The organism is Kitasatospora griseola, from assembly GCF_014648555.1.
In the GTDB taxonomy this organism is placed as follows: Bacteria; Actinomycetota; Actinomycetes; order Streptomycetales; family Streptomycetaceae; genus Kitasatospora; species Kitasatospora griseola.
The window spans coordinates 75,755-99,916 of the sequence record NZ_BMRI01000026.1 but is presented as its reverse complement, the minus strand read 5'-3'; the positions used below and the strand labels follow the sequence as shown (position 1 = coordinate 99,916).

The window sequence follows — 24,162 nt, the reverse complement described above, 5'->3', positions numbered from 1 at the left end:
TCTTCGAACTCGTCGACTACGGCGTCGTCGGCGACCTGTTCACCGTCCTCCCCCAGCTCACCACCGAGGTCAAGGCCGGCTGACGACCCGTCACCATCTGCCTCGGAAGGGCGCGACCGCCACGGTCGCGCCCTTTGGCGTTCCGGCCCGCCGCTCGCTCGCGGACGGCCCTCGCTTGCGCCTCCCCCACCACTTTCGTCTACAGTCACATAGACGGTCTACTTCCTTGTAGACGCTGAGTGCCCCGGAGGCCACGCCGTGTACGCCCACTCCGTCCTGCTGGCGGTCAACCCCCTCGACGCTTCCTCCCTGCTCGCGGCGTTCGGTGCGCTGGGCATCGCCGCCGTGCTGTTCGCCGAGACCGGGCTGCTGATCGGCTTCTTCCTGCCGGGCGACTCCCTGCTGTTCACCGCCGGTCTGCTCTGCACCCCCGGCCTGCACTCCGGCCCGCACCTGAACCTCCCGCAGGTCCTCGCCGCCGCCGTCGTCGGCGCCCTCGCCGGGGCCCAGGTCGGTCACCTGCTCGGCCGCAAGGGCGGCCGCGCCCTGCTGGAACGTTCCCGCAACCGCCGCCTGCACGAGGGCGCCCAGCGTGCCGAGGAGCTGCTCGCCCGCTACGGCCACGCCAAGGCCATCACGCTGGCCCGCTTCGTCCCCGTGGTCCGCACCGTCCTCAACCCGCTGGCCGGCGCCCTCGGCGTCCCCACCCGCACCTTCGCCCTCTGGCAGGCCGTCGGCGGCCTCGTCTGGACCGTCGGCCTGATCCTCGGCGGCTACGCGCTCGGCTCCACCATCCCCAGCGTCGACCGCTACCTGCTCCCCGCCATCGCGGTGATCGTCGCCCTCTCCCTCCTCCCGCTCGCCCTCGAATTCCGCCGCAGCCGCGCCGCCCGCGGCTGAAACCTCACCCGGAACCGGAGAAGCCCGCCGCTGACGTCCGTCAACGGCGGGCTTTCGGGTGGTGGGCGGGCTCAGCGGACGACGTCGAAGACCTGCTTCTGCACGCCGTTGCTGTAGACCGCGTGCTCGACCAGCGCCAGCTTCTGGGCGTCCTTGTCGGTGCTGCTGAACAGCCGCTTGCCGGCGCCGAGCAGCAGCGGGAAGACCAGCAGGTGGTACCGGTCGATCAGGCCCGCGTCGGACAGGCCCTGGTTCAGCGTCGCGCTGCCGTGGACGATGATCGGACCGCCCTCGGTCTCCTTGAGCGCGGCGACCTCGTCCAGCGAGCGCAGGATGCTGGTCTCGCCCCAGTTGGAGACCAACTGGTCCTCGCCGAGGGTGGTCGAGACGACGTACTTCGGCAGTGTCCGGTAGCGCGCGAACTCCGCCATGTCCGGCCAGACCGGGCTGAACGCCTCATAGCTGACCCGGCCCATCAGGACGGCGGCGGACTCCTCCTGCTCCCGGGCCTTGATCTCGAACGCCTCGGGGACGAACTCGATGTCCTTGAACGTCCAGCCCGAGTTCCGGTAGCCGGGCTCGCCGCCCGGTCCCTCCACGACGCCGTCGAGCGAGACGAAGGCCGTGCTGATCAGGGTGCGCATGATGGTGCTCTCCTCGATGGACGAATCTGGCGATGTGCTCGGTGCTCGGCCTGCTCGGTGCTCGGCCTGCTCGGCGCTCGGTGCTCAGTGCTCGGCAAGGACGCCGGCCACCCACTGCTGCCACCCGGCCTCGGCAGCGGTGGCGGCCGCGTCCGGGCCGAACAGGTGGTGGAACATCAGCACCAGGCCGGGGGCGTGGTGGAAGGTGTACAGCCCGTCCGCGGTGCGGACCTCGAAGCGCTCCTCGTCGGACCACGTCACCTCCCCGGTCAGCGGCGGCAGCCCGGCCGGCTCGGCGTGCGCCCGCGCGCCCACGGCGATTCCGGCCGGCAGCGCCAGGCCGCGGGCGAGCGCGGCCCGGACCCGCGGCGCGGGCCGCTCGCCGGTCTGCGCCATGGCGAAGACCGGGCGACCGGTGCGTCCGCGGAAGTGCGTCAGGTACTCGCGGAGCGTGTGCAGGTGGAACGGCCAGCCGCGGCGCAGCGCGTCGTACTCGTCCTGCCAGTCGTCGCCGAGCATGCCGCTGTGGACGACGCGCAGGACGGTGCTGCCGCCCTCGCGCCCCTCGATGAGGTACTCGAAGGCCATGAACCGGCCGTCGGCCGCCGTGCCCGTGCGGGTGGCGAACCGCTTGCCGGGCTCGTACGCGGTGACCAGCGCCTCCTCCCGGTTGCCGCCCACGTCCATGACGGCGGTGCCGCCTTCGCGCGGATCGACCTCGTTGCGGCCCATGAACCAGGACTCGATTCCGGGCCCGGTGGCGATCGCCTCCCAGACCTGGTCCGGGTCGGCCGGCAGGACGATCTCCTGCTCGATCTCGAAGGGGCGGCTCATCGGGGGTTCTCCTGTGCTGCGTCGGGCCGGTGGTTGTCCGTGGCCGGCTGCGGGTCGGGGATCTGGTGCAGGCCCACCACCACGCGGTGCCTCCGGCCCTGCGGCGCGGACTCGTCGTGGTACCGGCCGACCAGGCCGGCCACGGCCTGGGACAGCTCCTCGGCGAAGGCCGCCCGGTCGGCGGCGGAGGCGAACCGCACCTCGGCGTCGATCCCGAAGCTCGCCACCCGCTGTCCGGCCCGGGCGGCGCCGGTCAGCAACGAGCCGACCTCCTGCACCAGCCGGGCTCCCAGCGCCAGCAGCCAGCGGGCCGAGAGCTGATCGGGCGACCGGGCCGGATCCGGGCTGACGGCGGCCAGCGCACTGGGCGAGATCACGTACGAGGCGGCCGTGGCGCGGTACACCCGTTCGGTGACGTTGCCCTTCCGGCGCTCCTCGGCCAGCTCGACCAGCCCGTGCCGCTCCAGCTCCTTCAAGTGGTAGTTGACCTTCTGCCGGGGCAGCCCCAGCCGGCCCGCCAGCATGGCGGCCGAGCCGGGCTCCGCCAGGGCGGCGAGAATCCGGGACCGGATCGGATCCAGGGACGACTCGGCCGCGGCCGGCTCTTCGATCACAGCAATGTCCAGCACCTCTCCACCCTCCGGTCCGAAGGCCCCCGGCGCTCCCGGGAACGACTCCAGCCTCCCTCCGAAGGGAAATCCTGTCAAGACAAATTTTCTTGTCGGTGACCGCCTGCTCTCCGGCCGGGCACAATGCCGACCGAGCCGGTGGATCTCGGCACACCGGGCCGGCACCGGGCTAGGATCGCCCACCAACCGATCGATCAGGGGGAATCCGTGCCGCCGACCGCCGCACCCACCACCAGCTTCGACGCCAACGAACGCACCGCCTGGGCGGGGCGGGCCGACGTCTACGCCGCGACGTTCGGACGGCTCTGCGCCCACAGCACGCCCGAACTCCTGGACGCCGCCGAGGTGTTCGCGGGCACCCGGCTGCTGGACGTGGGCACCGGCCCCGGCACGGTCGCCGCCGCAGCCTGCGCCCGGGGTGCGGAGGTGACCGCCGTGGACGCCGAGCCGAGCATGGTCGAACTCGCCCGTCGCGCCGCGCCGTCCGCCCGGGTGGATCTCGCCGCGCTTCCCGCCCTCCCCTACGGAGACTCCGAGTTCGATTCGGTGGTGGCCAACTTCGTGCTCAACCACGTCGGCCGTCCGCTGCTCGCCCTGGCCGAACTGCGCCGCGTCCTGCGGCCCGGCGGCCGCCTCGCCCTGACCATCTGGTCCGGCGCCCCGGCCCCCGGCCAGGCCCTGATCCCACAGGCGATGCAGGCCGCCGGAGCCGTCCGGCCGCCGCACCTGCGCCCGCTCGACCCGGCCGACGACTTCCCGCGCACCCCGGACGGCCTGGCCATGCTCCTCACCGACGCCGGCCTCCGGCACGCCACGTGTCGCACGCTCAGCTGGGACCACCACGCCACCGCCGACGACTGGTGGGCCGGTCCGGCCTCCGGCGTCGCCACCATCGGCCTGACCTTCCTCGCGCAGACCCCCGAAGTCCAGTCCGAGGCCCGCCGCCACTACGACCGCCTCGCCGCCCCCTTCCGCACCCCGGACGGCGCCCTCGCCCTCCCCCACACCGCCCTGCTCGCCACCGGCTCCAAGTGAGCGCCAGGCGTTCACGGATCACGCTGCGCCACTCGGCCCGTACGGTCGTTCTCGACGAACACCACCGCATCCTGCTCTGCCGACACGTCGTTCCGGAACTCACCGGAGCGGTCGCCGTCCGGGCCGCGCCGGGCGGCGGCGCGGAACCGGGCGAAACCGTCCTCGCCGCGCTGCGCCGGGAACCGCGCGAGGAAGCGGGGCTCACCCTCGACGCCGCCCCACCGCACGGATGGCACCAGGAGGTCGCCGGCTCGGCGGCCCGGCGGGCCGCACGGGCGTCGTCAACGACTGATTCCTGGTCCGCACCGTGTCGTTCCGCCCCCGCGGTGCGATGACCGACGACGAGCTCGCCGCCGAGACCATCGCCGGCTTCCGCTGGTGGACCCTGCCCGAGATCGCCGCCCACCGCGGCCCGGACCTGTTCTCGCCGCGCGACCTGACCGCACCGCCGGCAGCGCTGATCGCCGACGGCGTGTCGACCGATCCGGTGCCGCTCGTTCTCTGGACCCCCGGCCCGCCGTTCACCACTCGCGTGTCGCGATCAGCTCCTCCCAGTCCGCGTCGGCGAAGCCGTACGCTGCCGCGACGAACGCGAAGTCCTCGCCGATCGCTTCCCGGGCGACCGTGTCGATCTCGCTGTCGGCCTCGTCGAGGGCATCGCCCAGGCGGTTGAACTCCTCCGTCGCGGCGTGCGTCAGCACGTACAACTCCCGGAGCCCGGCGGGGCGTTCGGCCTCGATCCGGTCGCACAGCGCGCGCAGCACCGCACGGCCCCGCTCCACCAGGTGGTCGGGGTAGTACGGGTCCCCCGCCATCCCGTTCAGGAACTCGTGCTCCGCCACCTGCGTGTTTCCGCTCATCGACCGACCGCTCCGCCCGTTCCGTGCCCCGAGGTTGCCGACACCGATCATCCAACTCCGCACCGACAACCTTCCGGTGGGCTCAGGAGGCGTGGACGGCTCCGCGCAGGAGTTCTTCGACGTCGCGGCGCGGGGTGGCCGCGCCGCGCGGGCCGTAGCCGATCCGCAGCACGATCTGCACGGTGCCGACACCGGCCTCGGGGTTGCGCAACCGCCAGCGGGTGTCGGGGAGTTCGACGGCCTGGTGGAGGACGGAGACGCGGACGCCGTGGGCGGTCGCCACCAGCCAGACGCGTTCCATCGACTGGCCGGCCCGCAGCCAGTCCGCCGCCGTGTCACCGCGGGTGGCGATGGTCACCAACTGCGGCAGCGCCTCGAAGCGTTGCGAGTGGGTGGGGCCATGACCGGTGAAGTCCCGCACGGGGACGCGGGCCTCGTGGTCCTGCGGGCCGAGCGCCGCCATCGGGATGCCGTCCGCGGAGGGCTCGCCGCGCAGCCAACTCCCGGTCTCCGCAAGGCGGGCGGCGTCGGCGACGATCCGCGCCTCGGCCTCCGCGACGAGTGCCAGCACCCGGCGCGCCTCGGACTCCTCCAGGGCTTCGAGGACGGTGTCCTCGGCAGCGGCCGCCGCGATCAGTTCGCCGATCACCGCTTCGGGGACGTCACGGTTGTTGAACGGCTCCCGGCTGGAGTGCCGCAGCGCGATCGCGTCCGCCAACTCGGCGGTCTCGTCCGGGACTCCGCGCGGACCGAAGTGCACCACCGCGACCGGGGCGTCCGCCGTGACGGGGCCGGGCAGCAGTTCCAGCTCCTCCACGGGCAGGCCCTGCCGGGCGGCCGCGACCCGCAGGTTGAACAGGGCCGCGCCGACCGACAGCAGCATGCCGCGGCCGTCCGGGTCGGCCACCGGGACGGCCCGGTCCGGATCCGCGAACACCAGTACCCCGTGGCCGTCCTCGGCCGCCTGGAACCGCCAGGGCTGGGAGTTGTGCAGCGACGGCGCGGCCCCGGCCGCGGCCACCAGTACCCGTAGCTCCTGCACGCCCAGCGCTGCCCCCGGCCCGCCCCTCGTACCCGCCGTCGACTCGACCATCGCGGATCACTCCTCGCCGCATCCTCGTCGCGTTCCACGTGCCTCTGTAGCTTGAGCGTGCGCCTCGGACCGGCCGTGCCGGTAGGGCCCAAAGACCCCCGCCCGACGACCTCCGTCCCGTTTCCCCCACCGGCGGTCCGCCCACGACCGGCCCGCGACCCGTCCGCCGGCCGCGTCACGCCGACGCGGTGCGCTGCACGAACACCTCCAGCCGGGCCGACTCCAGGGCCGTGGCCAGCGCGCCCAGCAGCACCGCGTCCTCGCCGAGGGTGCTCGCCACCACCCGGGGCCGCAGCTCGCAGCTGCGGTGCAGTGCGTCCTCCAGCGGCGGCAGCAGCAGGTCCGCGCTGCGGCCCATCCCACCGCCCAGCACGACCAGTTCGGGGTCGGCGACGGCGGCCACCACGGCGACCGCGAAGGAGAGCTGCTGGGCCTGCCGGGCTATCGCCGCCCGCGCGGCCGGATCGCCCGCCCGGGCCGCCTCGCACACCTCCTCTGCGGTGGCGGCGCCCGTCAGCCCGAGCCGCCACGCCTCGCCCACCACGGCGTCCGCGCCCACCACGTCCTCCAACGGAACGTCCCGACGGTCCGTCGGCTCACCCGACAGGCAGGGGAGTCGGAGCATGCCGATCTCACCGGCCGCCCCGTGCGCCCCGGTCCACAGTTCGCCGTCGCGTACCAGGCCGACGCCGACGCCGGTTCCGACCAGCAGGTAGGCGAAGACCGAACTGCCCGCTCCCACACCGTAGGTGTACTCGCCGAGGGCGGCGAGGTTCGCGTCGTTGGCGACCTGCACGGGAATGCCGAGGCCGTCCGCGATCCGGTCGAACAGGCCCGGCCTGGCCCAGCCGGGCAGGTGCGCGGCGTGCCGCATCACCCGCCGCCGCCCGTCCCACACGCCGGGGCTGCCGATCACCGCCCGCACCACCCCGTCCGCCGGGCCGGCCGACGGACAGCCGGCGCCCGCGGCGAGCCCGGCGTCGGCGAGCGTGTCGCGGGCGGTGGCGACCAGCGCGTCCGCGACGGCGGGACCGGTCCGGCCCCGGTTGGGGACGTCCCGGCGGGCCACCACCCGGCCCGACAGGTCGGCGACGGCGACCCGCAGGCGGGCCCGGCCGACGTCCATCCCGAGCACGTGCCCGGCGCCGGCGTCGGCCCGGTACAGGACGGCGGTGCGGCCCCGGTCCGGGGCCAGCGTGCCGGCCTCGCGGACCAGCCCGGCCGTCTCCAGCGAGCCCAGCGCGGCCGACACCGTCGGCTTCGACAGACCGGTGTCCCGGGCGAGCTGGGCGCGCGAGGACGGGCCGCCGGTGCGCAGCAGTTCCAGCAGCAGCCACTCGTTGTTGCTGCGCAGCCGCTGGCGGTTCCACCTGACGGGCTCGGGCGCCGCGCCTGCGGTCCGTCTCCGCGCGACGGGCATCGCTTGCGGGTGGGTCACGGTTCCTCTTCTCCGGTCGGGACAGTCCGCCCGCCCCCGCCGGCAATACCGTCACACACTCAACTGTTGTCCACGTCCAGGTCGTCACACCCCGTGTCGCCGCCGGGAAATCCGGCCTCGACACGCCCACCGGCACCGGCCCGCTCCCGGTTCCTGCGGCACGGCGATGGTACCCACCGCAGCCGTCGGCTGACGTACCGTACAGATCATGGAATTCCGTCACCTGGGCCGCAGCGGCCTGATCGTCAGCGAAATCGCCTACGGCAACTGGCTCACCCACGGCTCGCAGGTCGAGGAGGACACCGCGGCCGCGTGCATCCGCGCCGCCCTCGACGCGGGCATCACGACCTTCGACACCGCCGACGTGTACGCGGAGACCCGCGCCGAGTCGGTCCTCGGACGGGCCCTCAAGGGCGAGCGTCGCGAGGGGCTGGAGATCCTCACCAAGGTGTTCTGGCCGACCGGGCCCGGCCGCAACGACCGGGGGCTGGGCCGCAAGCACGTCATGGAGTCGATCGACGGCTCGCTGCGCCGCCTGCAGACCGACTACGTGGACGTCTACCAGGCGCACCGCTACGACCCGTCCACGCCGCTCGAGGAGACCATGGAGGCGTTCGCCGACGTGGTGCGCTCCGGGAAGGCGCTGTACATCGGCGTGTCCGAGTGGACGGCCGACCAGATCCGGGCCGGGCACGCGCTCGCCCGCGAGCTGCGCGTCCCGTTCGTCTCCAACCAGCCGCAGTACAGCGCGCTGTGGCGGGTCATCGAGGGTGAAGTCGTCCCGGTGTCCGAGGAGTTGGGCCTCGGCCAGGTGGTCTGGTCGCCGATCGCGCAGGGCGTCCTCACCGGCAAGTACCGGCCCGGCGCGGAGCCGCCGGCGGGCTCCCGGGCCACCGACGACAAGGGCGGCGCGAACTTCGTCGCCCGCTGGCTGCGCGACGACGTCCTGGAGCGCGTCCAGCTGCTGCGTCCGCTCGCCGACCAGGCGGGGCTGTCGCTCGCCCAACTGGCCGTCGCCTGGGTGCTGCAGAACTCCAACGTGTCCGCGGCGATCATCGGCGCCTCCCGGCCCGAGCAGGTCACCGAGAACGTCAAGGCCGCCGGCGTGAAGCTGGAGCCGGAGCTGCTCGCCCGGATGGACGAAATCCTCGCGCCCGTCGCCGAGTTCGACCCGGCGAAGACCGCAGAGAACGCTCCCAAGGTCCGCCCCTGACGCAACGCCGGTCCGGCACCCATCGGTCCCCGGTGCCGGACCGGCCGTCGACTCGCCCTCCCGCTACGGCTCGGACGAGTCGACCCCGTCACCGTCCCTACGTGAATCGCCCGTCGGCGCCAGTTCCTGCTGCGCCCAGATGGTCTTGCCGTGCCGGCCGAACCTGGTCCCCCAACGCTGCGCCAGCTGACCGATGATGAACAGCCCGCGGCCGCCCTCGTCGGTGCTCTTCGCCCGCCGCAGGTGCGGGGTGCTGGCCGAGCTGTCCGAGACCTCGCAGATCAGCCCCCGGTCGTGGATCAGCCGCAGCCGGATCGGCGGCTCCCCGTAGCGGATCGCGTTGGTCACCAGCTCGCTGACGATCATCTCGGTGGCGAACTCCAGCTCCCCCAACTCCCAGGCGGCGAGCTGGTGTTCGGCGAGCCGTCGGGCGGTGCGCACCACCGCGGGATCGTCCGGCAGCGTCCACACGGCGACCCGCTCGTCCGGCAGCGCCCGGGTCCGGGCCAGCAGCAGCACGGCGTCCTCGCGCTGGCGTTCGGGCAGCAGCGCGTACACCACCCGGTCGCACAGGTCGGGCAGGTGCTCCTCGCCGGGCCGGGCGAGCACCCGCTCCAGCACCGCCCGCCGCTCGCCCGGGCCGTCGGGCGTGCCGTCCCGGTCGGGGTGCCGGGCCCGGCCGGACATCAACCCCTCGGTGTACAGCGCCAGTACGCTGCCCTCGTCCAGTTCGACGGTGGTCGTCTCGTAGCAGCAGTCGCCCCAGCCGAGCGGCCGCGCGGGCTCGACGTCGAACGGCAGCGGCTCGCCGTCCGGGCCGACCAGCACCGGCGCGGGGTGCCCGGCGGACGCGGCGGTGCAGGTCCGGGCGATCGGGTCGTACACCAGGTACAGGCAGGACGCGAGGCCGTCCGGCAGCCGGTCCGCACCGGGCGGCAGGCTGCCGCGCTGCTCGTCGGTCAGGACCCGCGCGACCTCGTCCAGGCGCACCAGCAGCTCGTCCGGCGCCAGGTCCTGCACGGCCAACGTGCGCAATGCAGTGCGGAGTTGACCCATCAGGGCGGCGGCCTCGATGCCGGTTCCGGTGATCCGGCCGACCGCCAGGCCGACCCGGGCGGCGGACAGCGGGACGATGTCGTACCAGTCGCCGCCGGGGCCGACCGCGCCCGGCAGGTAGACCTGCGCGGTCTCCACGGCGCTGAGTTCGGCCGGTTCCCTGGGCAGGAGTTGACGTTGCAGGGTGGTGGCGATCGTGCGTTCGCGCGCGTAGCTGCGGGCCTTGTCGATGGACAGGGCACCGCGGGAGGCGAGTTCGACGGCCAGGTCCAGGTCGGCCTGTTCGAACGGGTCCGGCCGCCGGTTCCGGTACAGGGACAGCACGCCCAGCACCGTGTCGTGCACCACCAGCGGCGCGACGATCATCGAATGCACGCCGAGCCCGGTCAGGCGGCGTCCGCGCACGGGGTCAGCGGCCAGCCAGTCCTCGTCGCCGTTCAGTCCGCGCACCAGCCGCGCCCGCCCGTCGTCGAGCACCTGGCTGTACGGCGTGGGCGCCCCGTAGGTGGAGAGTTCGCCGTGCGGGATCGGGCCCGGCTCCGCGGCGGGCCGGCCGGGGGCGTGCACGGCCCGGTAGGCGGCGCGGCGCAGCGGGGCGGCGGGGTCGACGGGTCCGGCGTGGGGCAGCAGGCCGCGCAGGGGTTCGTCGAGCAGGTCGACGGTGGCGATGTCGGCGAGGCGTGGCACGGCGACGTCGGCGAGTTCCTGGGCGGAGCCGATGGCGTCCAGGGAGGCGCCGAGTCTGCGGTGCGCGGTGTGCAGGATGTCGAGGCGTTCGAGGGCGGTCTGCTGTTCGGTGACGTCCTCGATGGCGGCGACCAGGTAGCGGCGGCCGGTGTCGGCGACGACAGGGAAGAAGGAGACGGCGCCGATCATGTCGCGGCAGGGTTCGCCGGGGGTGCGGCCGCGGATCACGTGTTCGCGGATCCAGTCGCCGTCGTCGAGGGCCTGGCGGGCGAGGGATTCGAGTTCGGCGCCGTCGAAGCCTGGGGCGAAGTCGCCGGCGCGGCGACCGGCGGTCCCGGGGCCGGTCCCGGGGTCGGTCCCGACGTCGGGGCGGGTGCCGGCGTTGCGGGCGGCGGCGTTGTGGCGGACCAGCCGCAGGTCCTGGTCGAGCAGGTAGAGGCCGATCGGAGCCTGGGCGAACAGGGCGTCGAGCAGTGCCGTGTCGTGGCCTTCGCCGTCGTTGCCGTCGGGGCCGTGGTCCGGGCCGTGGCGGTGGGCTGCGTTTGCGCGCCGCCCGGGGTCGCCGGCGGGGTGCCCGCCGGCGTGCGCCTCGCCCGTGCTGTCCGGGCCGTCCACGACGTGCCTCCTTTCCGCGTCGCCGTCCGGGGTGGTGTTCACGACGGCCGGCCCGGGGTCGGCGGGGTGGGCCGGAAGGCGATCAGGGCGATGTCGTCACGGAGGTCGGCGACACCGCTCGCCAGGTGTTCGCACAGGTCGGCGAGAGGGCGGTGGCGGGCTTCGGCGGCGGCTTCGCAGAGGCGGGCGATGCCTCGGCCCAGGTGTTCGCCGGGGACTTCGACCAGGCCGTCGGTGTAGAGCAGCAGGGTCTCGCCGGGGCCTATCGGGTCGCGGTGGGTGACGCGGGGGCGGCGCGGGTCGACGGACAGCGGGACGTCGGCGTCCTCGGCGGCCAGCAGTCGGGGCGGGCCGGTGACGGGGACCAGGACGGGTGGCGGGTGGCCGGCGTTGCTCCACTCGACCTCCCAGTAGCCGTCGGCGCCGTGTCGGGTGAGGCGGGCGTGGACGGCGGTGGCGAAGCTGCCGACGCCCAGTCCTTCGGCGGCGGTGTCGAGTTCGCGCAGGGTGTCGGCGGGGGTGTGGCCGTGCGGGCGGATGTAGGCGATGGAGCGCAGCATGGCGCGCAGTTGGCCCATGGTGGTGGCGGCGGCCAGGTCGTGGCCGGCGACGTCGCCGATGGTCATGGCGAGTGCGCCGTCGGGGAGGGTGAACGCGTCGTACCAGTCGCCGCCGACTTCGGCGTTGCGGTTGCCGGGGCGGTAGCGGGCGGCGAGGTCGGCGCCGCCGACCCGGGGCGGGGTGGTGAGCATGGCGCGTTGCAGGACGACGGCGGAGTGCCGGGCGCGTTGCAGGGCGAGGGCCTGTCGCAGCGGGGCCTGGGCTCGTTGCAGGACTTCGTGCTGGAGTTCGATGTCGGCGGGGCCGGGCGGGGGTGCGCCTTCGCAGTCGGCGGTGGCGGCGAGGGCGACGACGGCGCCGTCGACGACGATCGGCAGCAGGGTGACGCTGGTGGCGCGGGCGGCTCTCAGCCAGCGGGCGGAGACTTCGGGGATGCTGCCGCCGGGCACGTTGCCGTCGGCGAATTCGAGCGTGATGGGAGTGCGACCGGAAACCGCTTTCCCGGCGCGTTCTCCGAGGGTGAAAGTCTGCCGGTTGATGGGTGGCAGCGGGGGCAGTCCGGGGCGGGCGACGGAGGCGATCCGGGTGGCGACGACGGCGCCGCCGGCGGCGTCGGGTTCGCGCAGCACGAAGACGGCGCACACGTCCGTGAGGTCGGGGACGAGGGTGGCGGCGAGGGCGGCGAAGGCGTCCTCGGCGCGCTCGGCCTCGGTGACGGCGCCGGCCCGGGCGAGCAGTCGTTCGCGCAGCCGGTTGCGCCACTGGTCCTCGATGTCGGTGGTGGTGCCGATCCATTCGGCGGGTCCGCCGTTGCGGACGATGGGGACGGCGCGGGCCCGGACGTGCCGGTAGCCGCCGTCCTTGCCGCGGACCCGGAAGACGTGCTCGAAGGTGGTGGGCAGGTCGCGGACGGCGTCGGCCCAGCGAGTGGCGAGCTGGTCGCGGTCCTGGGGGTGGACGACGTCGAGCCAGCCGGTGCCGACCGCCCCGGGGAACGGGCGGCCGGTGAAGGCCTCCCAGCCGGGGACGAGTTCGTCGGCGGTGCCGTCGGGGTGCACCAACCACACCATCTGGGCCGCGGCCGCCATCAGGGCCTCGTAGCGCCGCAGGGTCTGCAGCCGTTCGACGGACAGGCGTTCGGCTTCCAGGGCGGAGTGAAGTTCGGCGGTGGTGTCGACGGCGGTGGTGAGGATGGCGGGCCCGTGCGGGGTGCCGGGGGCGTGCAGGGTGCCGGCGGGCGAGCTGGAGTAGACGAAGTGCCGGTGGGCCGTCCCGCCGTCGGGGCAGCTCAGGGTGCGTGGCGCGGTGACCTGCCGGGCGGTGCCGTCGGCGAGCACGGCGTCGAGGGTGGCGACGAAGCGCTCGGCACCGGGTTCCGTGAACACCTCACGGGCCGGGACGCCGAGCGGGCGGTCGCCGAACAGGTCGCGGAACGCGTCGTTGACGTACACCAGCCGGTGGTCGTCGCCGGCGGTCAGTGCGATCGCCACGATGGCCCGGTCGAACACCTCGGGTGTCAGTGGTGTGTCCGGCACCCTGCCGGTCCTCCTCCCGCCCGCCTGCCGGCGGGGTCTCAAGCGAGCAGTTTGCTCTTCGCCGCGCGGTACTCGTCCTCGGAGATGGCGCCGCTGTTCTTCAGGTCCGCGAGCCGGGCGAGTTCGTCGACGTGCCGCCGCCCTGCGTCCTGGTTCTCGGTGCCGGCGGCTTTGCGGATGTAGTCCTGGAAGCTGCTCTCGGCCTGCATGGCGAGCGCCCGGTCACGGTTGCCCATGGACTTTCCGCGGGCGATCAGGTAGACGAGCACGCCGATGTAGGGCAGCAGGACGACGAGCACAGTCCAGCCGGCCTGGCCCCAGCCGCTCAGGTCGTGGCTGTGGAAGATGTCGGTGATCACCTTGAACAGCAGGAACAGCCAGAGGATCCAGAGGAAGAACCACATCATCGTCCAGAACAGGTTGAGCAACGGGTAGTCCATCGGGGGCTCCCTTCCACAGGTTCTTCGAGAGGTATCACCACATTCCGGGCACCGCACTCCGGGTGCCTCGGGCGAGCCGTCACCGGGTGTCCGCCGGCAGGCGCACCCGGTGCTCAGCGGTCGTTCGGGGAGATCCGCCAGGCGAGCAGCACCACCAGGAAGGAGGCGATGCTGAAGCCGGTGGCCCACCAGGCGGTGGCGATCTCGCCGCGCATCCAGGCGTTGGTGGCGACGGTGAGCCCCCACAGTTGGCCGATGACGACGGTGATGGCGAGGCCGACGCGGGCGGAGAGGATCGCCGAGCGTTCCGGCTGCTGGTCGGTGCCCGCGCCGGGTCCGGGGCCGGTCGCGGTGACCCGGGCGTCGGCGTACCCGGAGGTCGGCCGGATCTGCGGATAGCGTTCGTGGACGGGCCGGTTGAGGTACGGCTCGTCGCTGCCGGGGTGGTAGCCCTCGGGGAAGTGGCCTTCGGGGACGCTCACCGCGCACCCACCAGGCTTTCCTGACGTACCGTCAGGTCTCTTTCGTCCAGCATCATTTGCCGCTCTTCCGGCTCGGGCATCCGGCGGCTTCGGCCAGCGCCGGGTTGCGGTCGCGCAGGCCCCGGCACAGGCCCGCCTGCTCGTCCTCGCCGGAGCGGGCGGTGCCGATCGCCCAGACCGCGCCCCGGGCGTCCTCGACCATGACCACCTTGGGCAGCGGCCGGGGCGGCGGGCCGGCCGTCACCTCGCCGCTGCGGGCGTCGAACTTCCCTTCGTGGCACGGGCAGTAGAGGTCGCCGTCGGGGCCGTGGTCACGTCGCCACAGCACGCCGCAGGCCAGGTGGGTGCAGACGGTGGAGTAGCCGACCAGGGTGCCGTCGGGCAGGCGGATCGCCATCGCCCGATCATCCTCGCCGGGGTAGTCGAAGGTCACCGCCTGCCCGCGCTCCAGCCGGTCGGCGACCTTCAGCGGGGCAGCGATGCCGTCGCCGTGCCGGTGCAGCACGCCCGCCGAGACGACGGCGGAGCCGACCGCGAGGCCGCCGGAAACGGTGGCGACGATCCGCAGGTAGTCGCGGCGGGTGGTGAGCGAGTCGGCGCTGATCCGCTCACGCAGCGCGGCCTGCTCGGCCCGGTGGCCGTCCTCGGGGCTGCCCGGCTCGGGCGGGTCGACGGGGCTGCTCACGCCACCGCTCCGTTCCCGGGCGTGGGCCGCCCGCTGACGTCGATCACGTTCATCCGTTCCCGGGCGTGGACCGCCCGTTGACCTCGATCACGTTCATCCGTTCCCGGGCGTGGACCGCCCGTTGACCTCGATCACGTTCAACAGCCCGCCGGGGACGGGCGCCTGGCGCTCCGGCGGCACCACCATGGCGACGCCGGTGGAGACGGTGGTGGCGCCGAACACGAACTCGGTGGAGACGTCCACGCCGGGCCGTTCGGCCTGCAACTCCTCGGCGGTGCCGTAGAACAGGGCGCCGGTGGGGCAGACGGTGGCGCACATCGGGGCCAGGCCGTAGGAGGTGCGGTCGTAGCAGAGGTTGCACTTCATCTGGAGCTTCGCCGCCAGGTCGATCTTGGGCACGCCGAACGGGCAGGCGTTGACGCAGTTCGCGCAGCCGATGCAGCGGGTCGGGTCGGCCTCGTGGACGACGCCGTCCGCGGTGATCAGGATCGCCTCGGCGGGGCAGACCTCGGCGCACGGGGCGACCGGGTCCTCGCAGTGCATGCACACGGTGGGCAGCGAGGCGACGGTGCGGCCCTCGTCGGTGTAGTCCAGGTGGATCATCGACTTGCCGCGGTGCGAGTCGCATTCGCGGCACGCCGACACGCAGGCCTGGCAGCCGATGCAGCGGCCGGGGTCGATGAAGATGGTGCGTCCCAGCATCGTGGTTCAGCCCCTCTCTCCGGTGCCGACGCCCTGCGACGAGGTCGGCGGCAGCGGGTCGGTGCGCGGCGCCTGCGTCTCGGGGTACGCCTCGCGGCCCGGCGGGGTGGGCGGCGCGGGCACCTCGTCGACGGCCCGGGCGCGTTCGATCCGCACCGCGCACACCTTGTACTCGGGGATCTTCGAGCGCGGGTCGAGGGCGTCGACGGTCAACTCGTTGGCGGCCACCGGGTACGGCCAGTGGTAGGGCACGAACACGTGGTCCGGCCGGATCGCCTCGGTGACCAGCGCCGGCAGCACCGCGCTGCCGCGCCGGGTGACCACCCGCACCGGCTCGCCGTTGCGGAAGCCCTGTGACGGGTGCACCTCCACCCACGGCCGCGGCGTCTGCTCGACCAGCGCGCCGAGGCGGCGGGTCTGGTTGCCGGACAGGAAGTGCGCGACGGTGCGGCCGGTGGTCAGCGTCATCGGGAAGTCGTCGTCGTACGGGTCGGCCGGCGGGTGCCACTCGACTGCCTGGAGGTGGATCTTCCCGTCCGGGTGGTAGCTCCTGCCGTCCTCGAACAGCCTTGGCGTGCCCGGGTGTTCGAGGCCCGGGCAGGGCCACACCAGGCCGCCGGTCCGCTCCAGCCGGTCGTAGGTGATGCCGTAGTAGTCGATCACCGTGCCGGCCGAGGCACGGCGCAGTTCGTCGAACACGTCGCGCGAGCCCTCGAAGGCGAACTTGCTTCCGGCGCCCAGGCGTCGGGCCAGTTCGCACATCACCCAGGTGTCGGTGCGGACGCCCTCGGGGGGCTCCTGCGCCTTGTTGTGCTTGACCACGCGGGCCTCGGCGTTGGCCATCACGCCCTCGTCCTCGGCCCAGGTGGTGACGGGGAAGACCACGTGCGCGTTGGCGGCGGTCTCGGACAGGAAGAAGTCGAACTGGGCGTGGAACTCCAGCTTGTCGTAACCGTCCTTCACCACCGCGTAGTTGGGCAGCGAGACGAACGGGTTGTTGCAGACGCCGATCAGGCCGCGGATCTCCTGGCGCTGCATCTGCCACACCATTTCCATCATCGACGTTCCGGCGGGCGGGAGTTCGGACTCCTCGATGCCCCAGATCGCGGCGATCTGCCGGCGGTGCGCCGGGTCGTTGATGGAGCGGCCGCCGGGCAGCAGGTCGGACTTCTGGCCGTGTTCGCGGCCGCCCTGCCCGTTGCCCTGACCGGTGAGGGTGCCGTAACCGGCGCCCGGGCGGCCCAGGTTGCCGGTCGCGGTGCACAGGTTGATGACGGTCAGGCAGTTCTCCACGCCCTGGGTGTGGTGCTCGATGCCGCGCGCGTGCCAGCCCATCGCCCGCCGCGCCCGGCCGAACGACCGTGCCACCTCCACGACTTGCTCGGCGGGGACGCCGCAGATCTCGGCGGCCCGGCTCGGCGGGTACTCCTTGACGGCGGCCTTCACCTCCGCCCAGCCGGTGGTGTTCGCCGCCAGGAACGCCTCGTCGGTCAGCCCCTCCTCGACGATCACGTGCAGCACCGCGTTGAAGAACGCCGAATCCGTACCGGACTTGAGCGCGACGTGGATGTCGGCGGTGCGGGCGACCGCGGTCTGCCGCGGGTCGACGACGATCAGCGTCGCACCCCGGTCCCGGGCGCCCCACACGTACTGGGTCAGCACCGGGAAGCACTCGCCGACGTTCGCCCCGACGATCAACAGGCAGTCCGTCTGCAGGATGTCGGCGAACGGGTTGGCCGCCCGGTCGATGCCGAACGCCAGCTTGTTGGCGCCCGCGGCGCTCACCATGCACAGCCGGCCGTTGTAGTCCACGTGCCGGGTCTTCAGTGCGACCCGGGCGAACTTGCCCACCAGGTAGGTCTTTTCGGAGAACAGGCTGGCCCCGCCGAGCATCCCGAAAGCGTCCCGGCCGTGCTCGCGCTGGATCCGGTTGATCTGCTCGACCGTGAACTCCAGCGCCTCGTCCCAACTCACCTCGCGGAACGGCTGTTTACGGTCGCGGCGGAGCAGCGGCGCGGTCAGCCGGTCCGGGTGGTTGACCTGCTGATAGGCGTTGATTCCCTTGGGGCACAGACGCATTCGGTTGATGTCGTGGTTGCGCGGCTCGACCCCGAACACCTTGCCGCGGCCGTCCACCCGCAGGTACATGCCGCACTGGATGCCGCAGAAGCAGCAGTGGGTGGGCACCAGGGTCTGCTCGGTCTGGTCGGCCCGCCAGGCGGCGGCCGGAAGCCCGCCGGCGTCGCGGAACTCGCGGGTGCCGAGCGGGGCGACGCTCGGGTCCAACGGGACTTGCTCGCCGCTCACTTGAACCCTCGCTTGACGTCCGACAGGTACGCGGTGCCGCGCAGCACCCGCTTGCAGCGCGGGCAGTACTCGGCCCACTCGTCGAAGCCGAGCCGCAGGTCGCGCATGGTGGCGCGCAGGTTGTCGACGGCGGCGGCGGTGTCGATCGGCTGCCCGCAGCGGCGGCACGCCCGCAGCTCCTCGGCGTCCGAACCCTTGCGTCGCGCCGTGTACTTGAACAGTTGCATGCCGACCGCGGCCGGGCGCTGCACGATGTGGAAGAACTTCCCGAACGGCAGGTAGACCAGGGTGAGCACCACCGACGCCATGTGCAGGATCGCCAGGAACTCGTAGCCGCCGCCGTGCAGGAACATCTCGGAGAAGGTCAGCAGCAGGCCGGTCACCGAGATGGTGAGCAGGGCCAGCAGCGGGAGGAAGTCGTAGCCGAACCGCTGACCGGTGGTCGCCGCCCGGTCCCGCACCCGTCGCCACAGGAAGTAGCCGACGCCGCCGATCACCATCACCGCGGCCAGGTCCAGTCCGTGGTACAGCGCCCAGCCGAAGAAGCTGCCGGAGTCGAAGCCAAACAACTTCACCCCCCACAGCCGCATCTCGTAGCCCGGGCCGGTCGCGCCGGCGGCGGTGAAGGTGAACCAGCCCCAGGTCAGCGGGAAGGTGATGACGGCCGCCGACAGGCAGCCCCAGAAGATGAGTTGATGCGCTGCCCAGCGGGCGTGCGAGCGGGCGCCGAGGAACTTCTGGAAGCCCAGGTAGGTGGCCGCCATCCGCGGCAGCGCGGTCGGCGAGCGTTTCAGGTTCTCCCAGGACAGCGCCGCGGCCCAGCCCTCCCGGAACATTCGGCGGGCGGCCGGGGCGGAGATCCACATCATGTACCGGTACACCACGCCGAAGGTCAGGAACACCGTCGCCACCGCATACGGCACCAGCGCCGAGTCGAAGTCCCGCAGCTCCCGGCTGCCCAGCAGGATCGCCGCGATCAGCAGCACGCTCGCCGCCCCGGCCACCATCGACGCCCGACCGGCCGGCGAGGTCGTGACGTCCGGCCGCGTCTCCGCCGGCACCGCTCCCCGGCGGTACGGCGGCGGCCCGTCCCCCGCCGAACTGCCCCCCGCACTCCCGTCCGGCGACCCCCCGGGGGGCGGCGGTGTCGCGGCCACGCGCACTCTCCTAGCGCTCGACTCGGTTCGATTCCGGGCTCGGGCGCCCGGCATGCCGACCCCGGTGCCCGCCCACCCTCGGACGCTAGCCAGCACCTCCGCCTCCCCGCGCGCCCACTGCACCGTCGGTGGCGCGTCGCTGCGCCGAACGGACGAGCGGGCGGCGAGCCGTCAAGCACCGCTCGACTCACCGGGGTTGATCGCCTGTCAATCGCCTCGGGGCTGGACCGGATCACCCCTGCCGATTAAGGTACTGCTTCATGTTGAAGGACGTACATAACTCGCCCACCCCCGAACCCTCCCTCGCCAACGACCCCGACGGCCACCTCTACGACCCCGGCGTGCGCAGCTCGATGGCCGCGTTCGCGCTCGGCGACGACACCCTCGCACTGGAGGCCGCCGCCGCCGTCCGCTCCGCCTCGCAGTCCATCGACCGCCTGCGCGCCCACGGTGCCGGCGGCCGCGGCCTCAGCGCCGGAGCCCTCGACCTGCTCACCCGGCTCGGCAACGCCGACGCGGAAGGCCTCACCATCGGCGCCCTCGCCCGCGCGGCCGGCGTCAGCTCCCGCAACGTCACCGGCCTGGTCGACACCCTGGAACGCGAGAACCTGGCCCGCCGCGTCCAGCACCCCGACGACCGGCGCTCGGTCCGCGTCACCATCAGCCCCGCCGGCCGCGAATGGCTCGACGCGTTCCGCCTGCCGACCCAGCGCGCCATGTCCGCCATCTTCCGCGGCTTCACTCCCGAGGAACTCGCGCAGTTCCGGCACCTGTGCCTGCGCCTGGTCGTCAACCAGCAGCAGCTGGAGCAGTACCTCGGCGGCATGCAGTCCTGACCGGCCGACCGCGGAGCGGCTGCTCGGACGCCGGCCGGGCTGCTCAGCCGACCGCGGCCGCCGACCGGAAGGCGTCGGCGTTGCGCACGCACCAGGCCTCGAACGTGCCCGGCCGACGTCCGAGCAGCCGCTCCACGGTGTCGGTGCGCAGCCCGACCGTGTCGGCGCGCATCAGCGCGAACCCTTCGACAATGGCGTCGGCCAGCGCCTGCGGCACGCCGCGGGGGAAGCGGGCGCGGACGGCCTCGGCGGGCGTCCGCGCCTCGCGGACCTCGATGCGGCGGCCGAGCGCTCCGGCGAGGATCCGCACCTGCTCGGCGACCGTGAGGCACTCGTCGCCCGTCAGCACGTACTCCTCACCCTGGTGGCCGTCCTCGGTGAGGACCCGGGCGGCGACGGCGGCGATGTCGGCCGGGTCGATCGGCGCGAAGCGGCCCGGCCCGACCGGGTCCAGGACGTACCCCTCCGCACGAATCGTCGGCGCCCACTCCAGGGCGTTCGTCATGAACCCGCCGGGCCGCAGAATGGTGGCCGGGATGCCGCAGCCGCGCACGATCTCCTCCCGTTCGTGGTGCCAGCGCCCCATCGCGGGCATCGGATCGCCCAGCACATTGGCGGACGACAGGTGCACCAGGTGGCGCACCCCTGCCGCCTCGGCGGCGGCGACCGCATGCGCGGTGTGCGCCGTTCCGATGCCGGGCGTGAGCAGGAACAGCTTCTCGACGCCCGCCAACGCGGCTGCCGGTGTGGACGGTTCGTCCAGGTCGCCGACGAAACGCTCGGCCCGCGCGGGCAGTGCGGCGGCCCGGGCCGGGTCGCGGACCAGCAGGCGCAGCTCGACGCCCTGCGCGTCGAGTGCGCGGACCAGCTCCTGGCCGATGTTTCCGGTCGCGCCGGTGATCAGTATCATCGTTCCCCCTGGAGACGTTAGCCGTCTAGCGATTCGGCGAGAACGCTAGCCAGGAACTGATTAGCCGTCAATCGATCTGCTGCGCATGCCTGTTCCGCGATCCGCCCGCTCTACCCCGGAGGCCGAGATGCCCGAGTTCCTGGACCTGCACGGCAAGACCTCGAAGGCGCTCCGGGCGCTCGCCGACGGAGCGATGCGCCGCCACGGCCTCCACCTCGGACAGAACCACCTGCTCGCCGCCCTGTGGGAACAGGACGGCCGCACCCCCGGTGAGATCGCCGCGGCGCTCAACGTCACCACGCCGACCGTGGTCAAGATGGCCACCCGGATGGCCACCGCCGGACTCCTCACCCGCCGACGCGACGACCGGGACAACCGCCTGGTCCGCCTCTGGCTCACCGACGCCGGCCGCGCCCTGCAGGAACCGGTCGAGGCCGAACGCTGGGCCATGGAGGACCACGTCCTGGCCGACCTCACCCCGGCCGAGCGCGCACTCCTGCTGGCCGCCCTCACCAAGGTCCACCGGGCCGCGACGAACCTGCTCACCGCCCCGGCCGACACCTGACCCTGGGGCGGCCACGTGTGGACCCTCCACGCGGGGCCGACGGTCGGGCGAGGCCCAGCCCGGGGAGGCCCAGCCCGGGGAGGCCCAGCCCGGGGAGGCACGCCTGAACGCCCACCAGCTCGATGTCGTCACGGCGGGTCCGCTCCCACGCGTCCCGCGTCAGCCGCCGGCGCTGGATCGGCGCGGCCTCGCCGCGGCGGGTGTCCCACGCGGTGCCGTTCGGCTCGTAACCCAGCGCCCGGGACACCTTGTTGGAGGCGTGGTTGTCGACGAACGATCGGCTCACCGTCCAGCAGCACCACGAAGTACCGCCGCCAGAAGTCCTCGCTCACCCGCGCCCGCCCCGCCCAAATGGCCCACAGCCACTGCCACTCCCGATCCCGGCTGCCCGCACAGAGCGACGCCGGATCGTCGAACGCCCACGACGGCGCATCGGCAACTCCGGCCCGCACCACCGGAACCAGCCGCTCCAGCAGCTCGTCCGTCGCCAAGGCCCCTACCAGCAAGGCTCCTTGGCACCGTCTCCCGACCCGCGTCAGTACAACTCGCACTCCCATCCTTCGAGTTCTGGCTCACCCGGCGGCAACTCCCCAGTGCAGTACCGGTAGAGGAACGTCGCCGCCCGGCGCTCGGCGTACTTCTCGTTGACCGGCTCCCCGCTCTCGTCCAGTTCCAGGACGTTGACGAAGACGGCGAAGCAGGTCTCCGCCTGCGAAGGCGAATCCCGGAGCTCCGCCCAGTAGTCGATCCCCTCCAGCATCGGATGACCGACCGAACCACGGGCGAGCCGGCCGGCGAAACGCCGGATGGCACCGGAGGCACCAGGACTGAGATGTGAAGCCATGCCGGGAACCTATCCCCTGCCGACAACAGGCGCTGCTGCCGCGCGTCGTACGACGACCGGAGCAGCGGCCGTCGCAGCCCTCACATCCGGGATCTCAGCACGTCGACCTCGCAGCCCGGCGCGAAGGGGTCGAAGCCGTGCTCGACCAGCCAGCGGACCGCCAGCAGGCTTCGCAGCGACCACCACCCGTGGATCACGTCGAGGTCGACGTCGGTGCCGTAGCCGGTGAGGACGTCGTCGAGGTGTTCCTGGTGTCCGAGCGTGAAGGTGGCGAGGTCGTACAGGGCGTCGCCCTGGCCCGCCTCGGACCAGTCGATGATGCCCGTGACCTCGTCGCCGTCGACGAAGACATGGGCGATCTGCAGGTCGCCGTGCGTGAAGGCCGGGGTCCACGGCCGGAGCGCGGCCTCGGAGACCTGGCGGTTGCGGGTGACCAGGTCGGCGGGCAGGACGCCGTTCGTGACGAGTAGTTCGCACTCGGCGTCGAGTTCCGCGACCAGCGCGGCGACGCTCCGGCCGGCCCGCCCCGGCCGGGGCGGCAGCGGCGCGTCGTGCAGTTGCCGGATGGCGGCGCCCGCCGCGGCCCAGCCTGCCGACGATCCGGTCGACGGCCCGCCGAGTCGTCCGAGCGGCGTCCCCGAAAGGGCGGCCAGCGCGAGTACGGGCGGTTTGCACCACAGGAGTTCCGGCGTCGGGACCGGCGCGAGGGACATCGCCTCGACCTCGGCGTCGATGCGCGCCCGATCGGCGTCCACCTTCAGGAACACGTCACCGACGCGCAGAGTCGCCCGCTCGGAATGCGCGACGACGACTTCCACCTCATCCATGGGCACCCAGTATCCCGGGAACGACCACTGCCGTCCCCGGGTTTGTCACATGCGACTACGCGGCCGACCGCGCCCCCGCCGTCCGTCGGCGGCCACCGGCCGGTGCGGCGTCACAGCCTCGCCCACCGGCTCGCGCCTGCTCCAACGGCCTGACGGGTCTGCGCAGTTGTGCCCTGATGTGACGTCAGTCGACCCTCGGGGCAGCCGTGCTGTCCCGCAGCACCACCTCGGCGTAAGCCGAACTGGTTTCGGCGGCCTCGCGTCGGCCGCCCTCGCGGAGAGCGAGGCGGACGGCGGACTCGCCCATCCTGGCGAGCGGCAGGCGGACGGTGCTCAGCGCCGGGGCCAGATCGGTCGCCAGCGGGATGTCGTCAAAGCCGGCCACCGAGATCTCGCCGGGGACGGAGATGCCACGGTCACGCAGTTCGGCGAGGACACCGGCAGCGCAGATGTCGGAGAGCGCGAGCACGGCCGTGGGCAGCGGAGTTCCACTCTCCCGGGCGACGTCCAGGATCCGGGCCATCGCGGCCCGGCCGCCCTCACGGGTGAACTCCGTGCGCTGGAGCATCCCTTCGGCCGGCGCCAGTCCGATCTCGCGCAGGGCGTCGAGAACGCCGTCGAGGCGGTCCTCGGCGACCCGCATCCGCTCGGGGCCGGTGATCACCGCGAAGTGGCGGTGGCCGAGTCGGGCCAGCGAGTGGGTGAGCGAGGCGGCGCCCTCCTTGTTGTCCACCTGGACGGTGTCGTACAGCGGGCCGTGATCGGTGATGGCCGCCACGCGGCCGCCCTGCTCCTGATAGGCCGCCAGCGCCTCGTCCAGCTGCTGGATCACCGAGACGTCGTTGTACGCGGACCCGGCCAGAACGATCGCCCGGACCCGGTGCGCGTGCAGCATCCGGATCGCCTCCAGCTCGCGCCGGGGGTCACCGTCCGTGCTGGTCACCAGCGACAGCAGGCCCGCGCGGGCGGCGGCGTCACCGACGCCGCGGGCGATCCCGCCGAAGTACGGGTCGGCCACGTCGTGCAGCAGCACGCCGATCGTCGCGCCGGACGACCGGGCCAGCGCCTGCGCCGGCGCGTTGGGGAGGTAGCCGAGGGCGTCGGCGCTCGCCCGGACCTTCGCCGACAGCTCCTCCGTCACGGACCGCGCCGAGCCGTTCAGGGCCCGGGAGGCGGTGGCCAGCGAGACACCCGCGTGCCGCGCCACATCCCCGAGAGTGACAGCCACCCGATACTCCCCGATTCCCTCGCCCTGCTCGCCGATGATCGAGGGACAGGTTACCGCTCGACCGGGTCCGGGCGGCCGA

The 24,162-nt window shown here is 73.2% G+C and carries 24 protein-coding genes; 6 read left to right on the top strand and 18 right to left on the bottom strand.

Going from position 1 to position 24,162, the window contains the following annotated elements; genetic code table 11:
• Nucleotides 1–258 precede the first annotated feature (258 nt).
• Nucleotides 259–900 carry a DedA family protein gene (locus tag IEZ12_RS26905; protein WP_189275477.1) on the top strand — a complete coding sequence of 214 codons (642 nt, stop codon included), beginning with the start codon at nucleotides 259–261 and terminating at the stop codon, nucleotides 898–900.
• A gap of 71 nt (nucleotides 901–971) precedes the next feature.
• Here the strand turns inward: IEZ12_RS26905 and IEZ12_RS26900 are convergent, their stop codons facing one another.
• The 3 genes from IEZ12_RS26900 to IEZ12_RS26890 form a co-directional block, all read right to left on the bottom strand.
• Nucleotides 972–1,544, bottom strand: coding sequence for a dihydrofolate reductase family protein (locus IEZ12_RS26900; protein WP_043911757.1), 573 nt, complete (start codon nucleotides 1,542–1,544; stop codon nucleotides 972–974).
• 84 nt (nucleotides 1,545–1,628) lie between these two features.
• Nucleotides 1,629–2,378: an SRPBCC family protein gene (locus IEZ12_RS26895; RefSeq protein ID WP_189275475.1), complete on the bottom strand. Its 750-nt coding sequence runs from the start codon at nucleotides 2,376–2,378 to the stop codon at nucleotides 1,629–1,631.
• Nucleotides 2,375–3,007, bottom strand: coding sequence for an ArsR/SmtB family transcription factor (locus IEZ12_RS26890; RefSeq protein ID WP_189275473.1), 633 nt, complete (start codon nucleotides 3,005–3,007; stop codon nucleotides 2,375–2,377). Before IEZ12_RS26890 ends, IEZ12_RS26895 begins: the two co-directional genes overlap by 4 nt.
• A 207-nt stretch (nucleotides 3,008–3,214) precedes the next feature.
• On the opposite strand from IEZ12_RS26890, the gene IEZ12_RS26885 reads away from it, so the two are divergent.
• Complete coding sequence (locus tag IEZ12_RS26885) at nucleotides 3,215–4,042, top strand: class I SAM-dependent methyltransferase (RefSeq protein ID WP_229848077.1); 828 nt, start codon at nucleotides 3,215–3,217, stop codon at nucleotides 4,040–4,042.
• Complete coding sequence (locus IEZ12_RS26880; RefSeq protein WP_229848076.1) at nucleotides 4,039–4,377, top strand: NUDIX domain-containing protein; 339 nt, start codon at nucleotides 4,039–4,041, stop codon at nucleotides 4,375–4,377. The genes IEZ12_RS26885 and IEZ12_RS26880 overlap by 4 nt, the downstream gene beginning before the upstream one ends.
• A 186-nt stretch (nucleotides 4,378–4,563) precedes the next feature.
• Here the strand turns inward: IEZ12_RS26880 and IEZ12_RS26875 are convergent, their stop codons facing one another.
• The 3 genes from IEZ12_RS26875 to IEZ12_RS26865 form a co-directional block, all read right to left on the bottom strand.
• On the bottom strand, nucleotides 4,564–4,902 hold the full coding sequence (locus IEZ12_RS26875; RefSeq protein WP_189275468.1) for a DUF5713 family protein: 339 nt from the start codon (nucleotides 4,900–4,902) through the stop codon (nucleotides 4,564–4,566).
• Nucleotides 4,903–4,984: 82 nt separating this feature from the next.
• Complete coding sequence (locus IEZ12_RS26870; RefSeq protein WP_189275466.1) at nucleotides 4,985–5,995, bottom strand: Acg family FMN-binding oxidoreductase; 1,011 nt, start codon at nucleotides 5,993–5,995, stop codon at nucleotides 4,985–4,987.
• A 175-nt stretch (nucleotides 5,996–6,170) separates the two neighbouring features.
• Nucleotides 6,171–7,415: an ROK family transcriptional regulator gene (locus tag IEZ12_RS26865; RefSeq protein WP_189275492.1), complete on the bottom strand. Its 1,245-nt coding sequence runs from the start codon at nucleotides 7,413–7,415 to the stop codon at nucleotides 6,171–6,173.
• Between the two features lie 226 nt (nucleotides 7,416–7,641).
• On the opposite strand from IEZ12_RS26865, the gene IEZ12_RS26860 reads away from it, so the two are divergent.
• Entirely contained in the window at nucleotides 7,642–8,646 is a 1,005-nt protein-coding gene (locus IEZ12_RS26860) for an aldo/keto reductase family protein (RefSeq protein ID WP_100584467.1), read from the top strand.
• Between the two features lie 63 nt (nucleotides 8,647–8,709).
• Here the strand turns inward: IEZ12_RS26860 and IEZ12_RS26855 are convergent, their stop codons facing one another.
• From IEZ12_RS26855 to IEZ12_RS26820, 8 genes are all read right to left on the bottom strand, one after another.
• Entirely contained in the window at nucleotides 8,710–11,004 is a 2,295-nt protein-coding gene (locus IEZ12_RS26855) for an ATP-binding SpoIIE family protein phosphatase (RefSeq protein ID WP_189275464.1), read from the bottom strand.
• Between the two features lie 38 nt (nucleotides 11,005–11,042).
• Nucleotides 11,043–13,100 carry a SpoIIE family protein phosphatase gene (locus tag IEZ12_RS26850; protein ID WP_189275462.1) on the bottom strand — a complete coding sequence of 686 codons (2,058 nt, stop codon included), beginning with the start codon at nucleotides 13,098–13,100 and terminating at the stop codon, nucleotides 11,043–11,045.
• A 38-nt stretch (nucleotides 13,101–13,138) separates the two neighbouring features.
• Nucleotides 13,139–13,540 (bottom strand): SHOCT domain-containing protein, encoded by a 402-nt coding sequence (locus tag IEZ12_RS26845; protein ID WP_189275461.1) that lies wholly within the window; start codon nucleotides 13,538–13,540, stop codon nucleotides 13,139–13,141.
• Between the two features lie 113 nt (nucleotides 13,541–13,653).
• Entirely contained in the window at nucleotides 13,654–14,022 is a 369-nt protein-coding gene (locus tag IEZ12_RS26840) for a hypothetical protein (RefSeq protein WP_043911749.1), read from the bottom strand.
• Nucleotides 14,023–14,074: 52 nt separating this feature from the next.
• Complete coding sequence (locus IEZ12_RS26835; protein ID WP_043911748.1) at nucleotides 14,075–14,707, bottom strand: QcrA and Rieske domain-containing protein; 633 nt, start codon at nucleotides 14,705–14,707, stop codon at nucleotides 14,075–14,077.
• Nucleotides 14,708–14,800: 93 nt separating this feature from the next.
• A complete protein-coding gene (locus IEZ12_RS26830; RefSeq protein WP_189275459.1) occupies nucleotides 14,801–15,409 on the bottom strand; it encodes a 4Fe-4S dicluster domain-containing protein in 609 nt (202 codons plus the stop codon).
• 6 nt (nucleotides 15,410–15,415) lie between these two features.
• The gene (locus tag IEZ12_RS26825; protein ID WP_189275457.1) at nucleotides 15,416–17,716 is read right to left on the bottom strand and encodes a molybdopterin oxidoreductase family protein; all 2,301 of its coding nucleotides are present in this window, start codon (nucleotides 17,714–17,716) and stop codon (nucleotides 15,416–15,418) included.
• On the bottom strand, nucleotides 17,713–18,723 hold the full coding sequence (locus tag IEZ12_RS26820; RefSeq protein ID WP_189275490.1) for an MFS transporter: 1,011 nt from the start codon (nucleotides 18,721–18,723) through the stop codon (nucleotides 17,713–17,715). The genes IEZ12_RS26825 and IEZ12_RS26820 overlap by 4 nt, the downstream gene beginning before the upstream one ends.
• Before the next feature lie 410 nt (nucleotides 18,724–19,133).
• Between IEZ12_RS26820 and IEZ12_RS26815 the strand changes: the two genes are divergently transcribed.
• Nucleotides 19,134–19,709: a MarR family winged helix-turn-helix transcriptional regulator gene (locus IEZ12_RS26815; RefSeq protein WP_189275455.1), complete on the top strand. Its 576-nt coding sequence runs from the start codon at nucleotides 19,134–19,136 to the stop codon at nucleotides 19,707–19,709.
• 43 nt (nucleotides 19,710–19,752) lie between these two features.
• Here IEZ12_RS26815 and IEZ12_RS26810 read toward each other — a convergent pair whose 3' ends face one another.
• Complete coding sequence (locus tag IEZ12_RS26810; RefSeq protein WP_189275453.1) at nucleotides 19,753–20,619, bottom strand: NAD(P)H-binding protein; 867 nt, start codon at nucleotides 20,617–20,619, stop codon at nucleotides 19,753–19,755.
• Between the two features lie 127 nt (nucleotides 20,620–20,746).
• Here IEZ12_RS26810 and IEZ12_RS26805 point away from each other — a divergent pair, with 127 nt between their 5' ends.
• Entirely contained in the window at nucleotides 20,747–21,184 is a 438-nt protein-coding gene (locus IEZ12_RS26805; RefSeq protein ID WP_189275451.1) for a MarR family winged helix-turn-helix transcriptional regulator, read from the top strand.
• Nucleotides 21,185–21,719: 535 nt separating this feature from the next.
• Here the strand turns inward: IEZ12_RS26805 and IEZ12_RS26800 are convergent.
• The 3 genes from IEZ12_RS26800 to IEZ12_RS26790 all read right to left on the bottom strand — a co-directional run bounded on the left by IEZ12_RS26800 (nucleotide 21,720) and on the right by IEZ12_RS26790 (nucleotide 24,083).
• Nucleotides 21,720–22,028, bottom strand: coding sequence for a DUF7677 family protein (locus IEZ12_RS26800; protein WP_229848075.1), 309 nt, complete (start codon nucleotides 22,026–22,028; stop codon nucleotides 21,720–21,722).
• A gap of 80 nt (nucleotides 22,029–22,108) precedes the next feature.
• Nucleotides 22,109–22,855, bottom strand: a complete 747-nt coding sequence (locus tag IEZ12_RS26795) for a phosphotransferase family protein (protein WP_189275449.1) — start codon at nucleotides 22,853–22,855, stop codon at nucleotides 22,109–22,111.
• 184 nt (nucleotides 22,856–23,039) lie between these two features.
• A complete protein-coding gene (locus tag IEZ12_RS26790) occupies nucleotides 23,040–24,083 on the bottom strand; it encodes a LacI family DNA-binding transcriptional regulator (protein ID WP_229848074.1) in 1,044 nt (347 codons plus the stop codon).
• Between the last annotated feature and the right edge of the window lie 79 nt (nucleotides 24,084–24,162).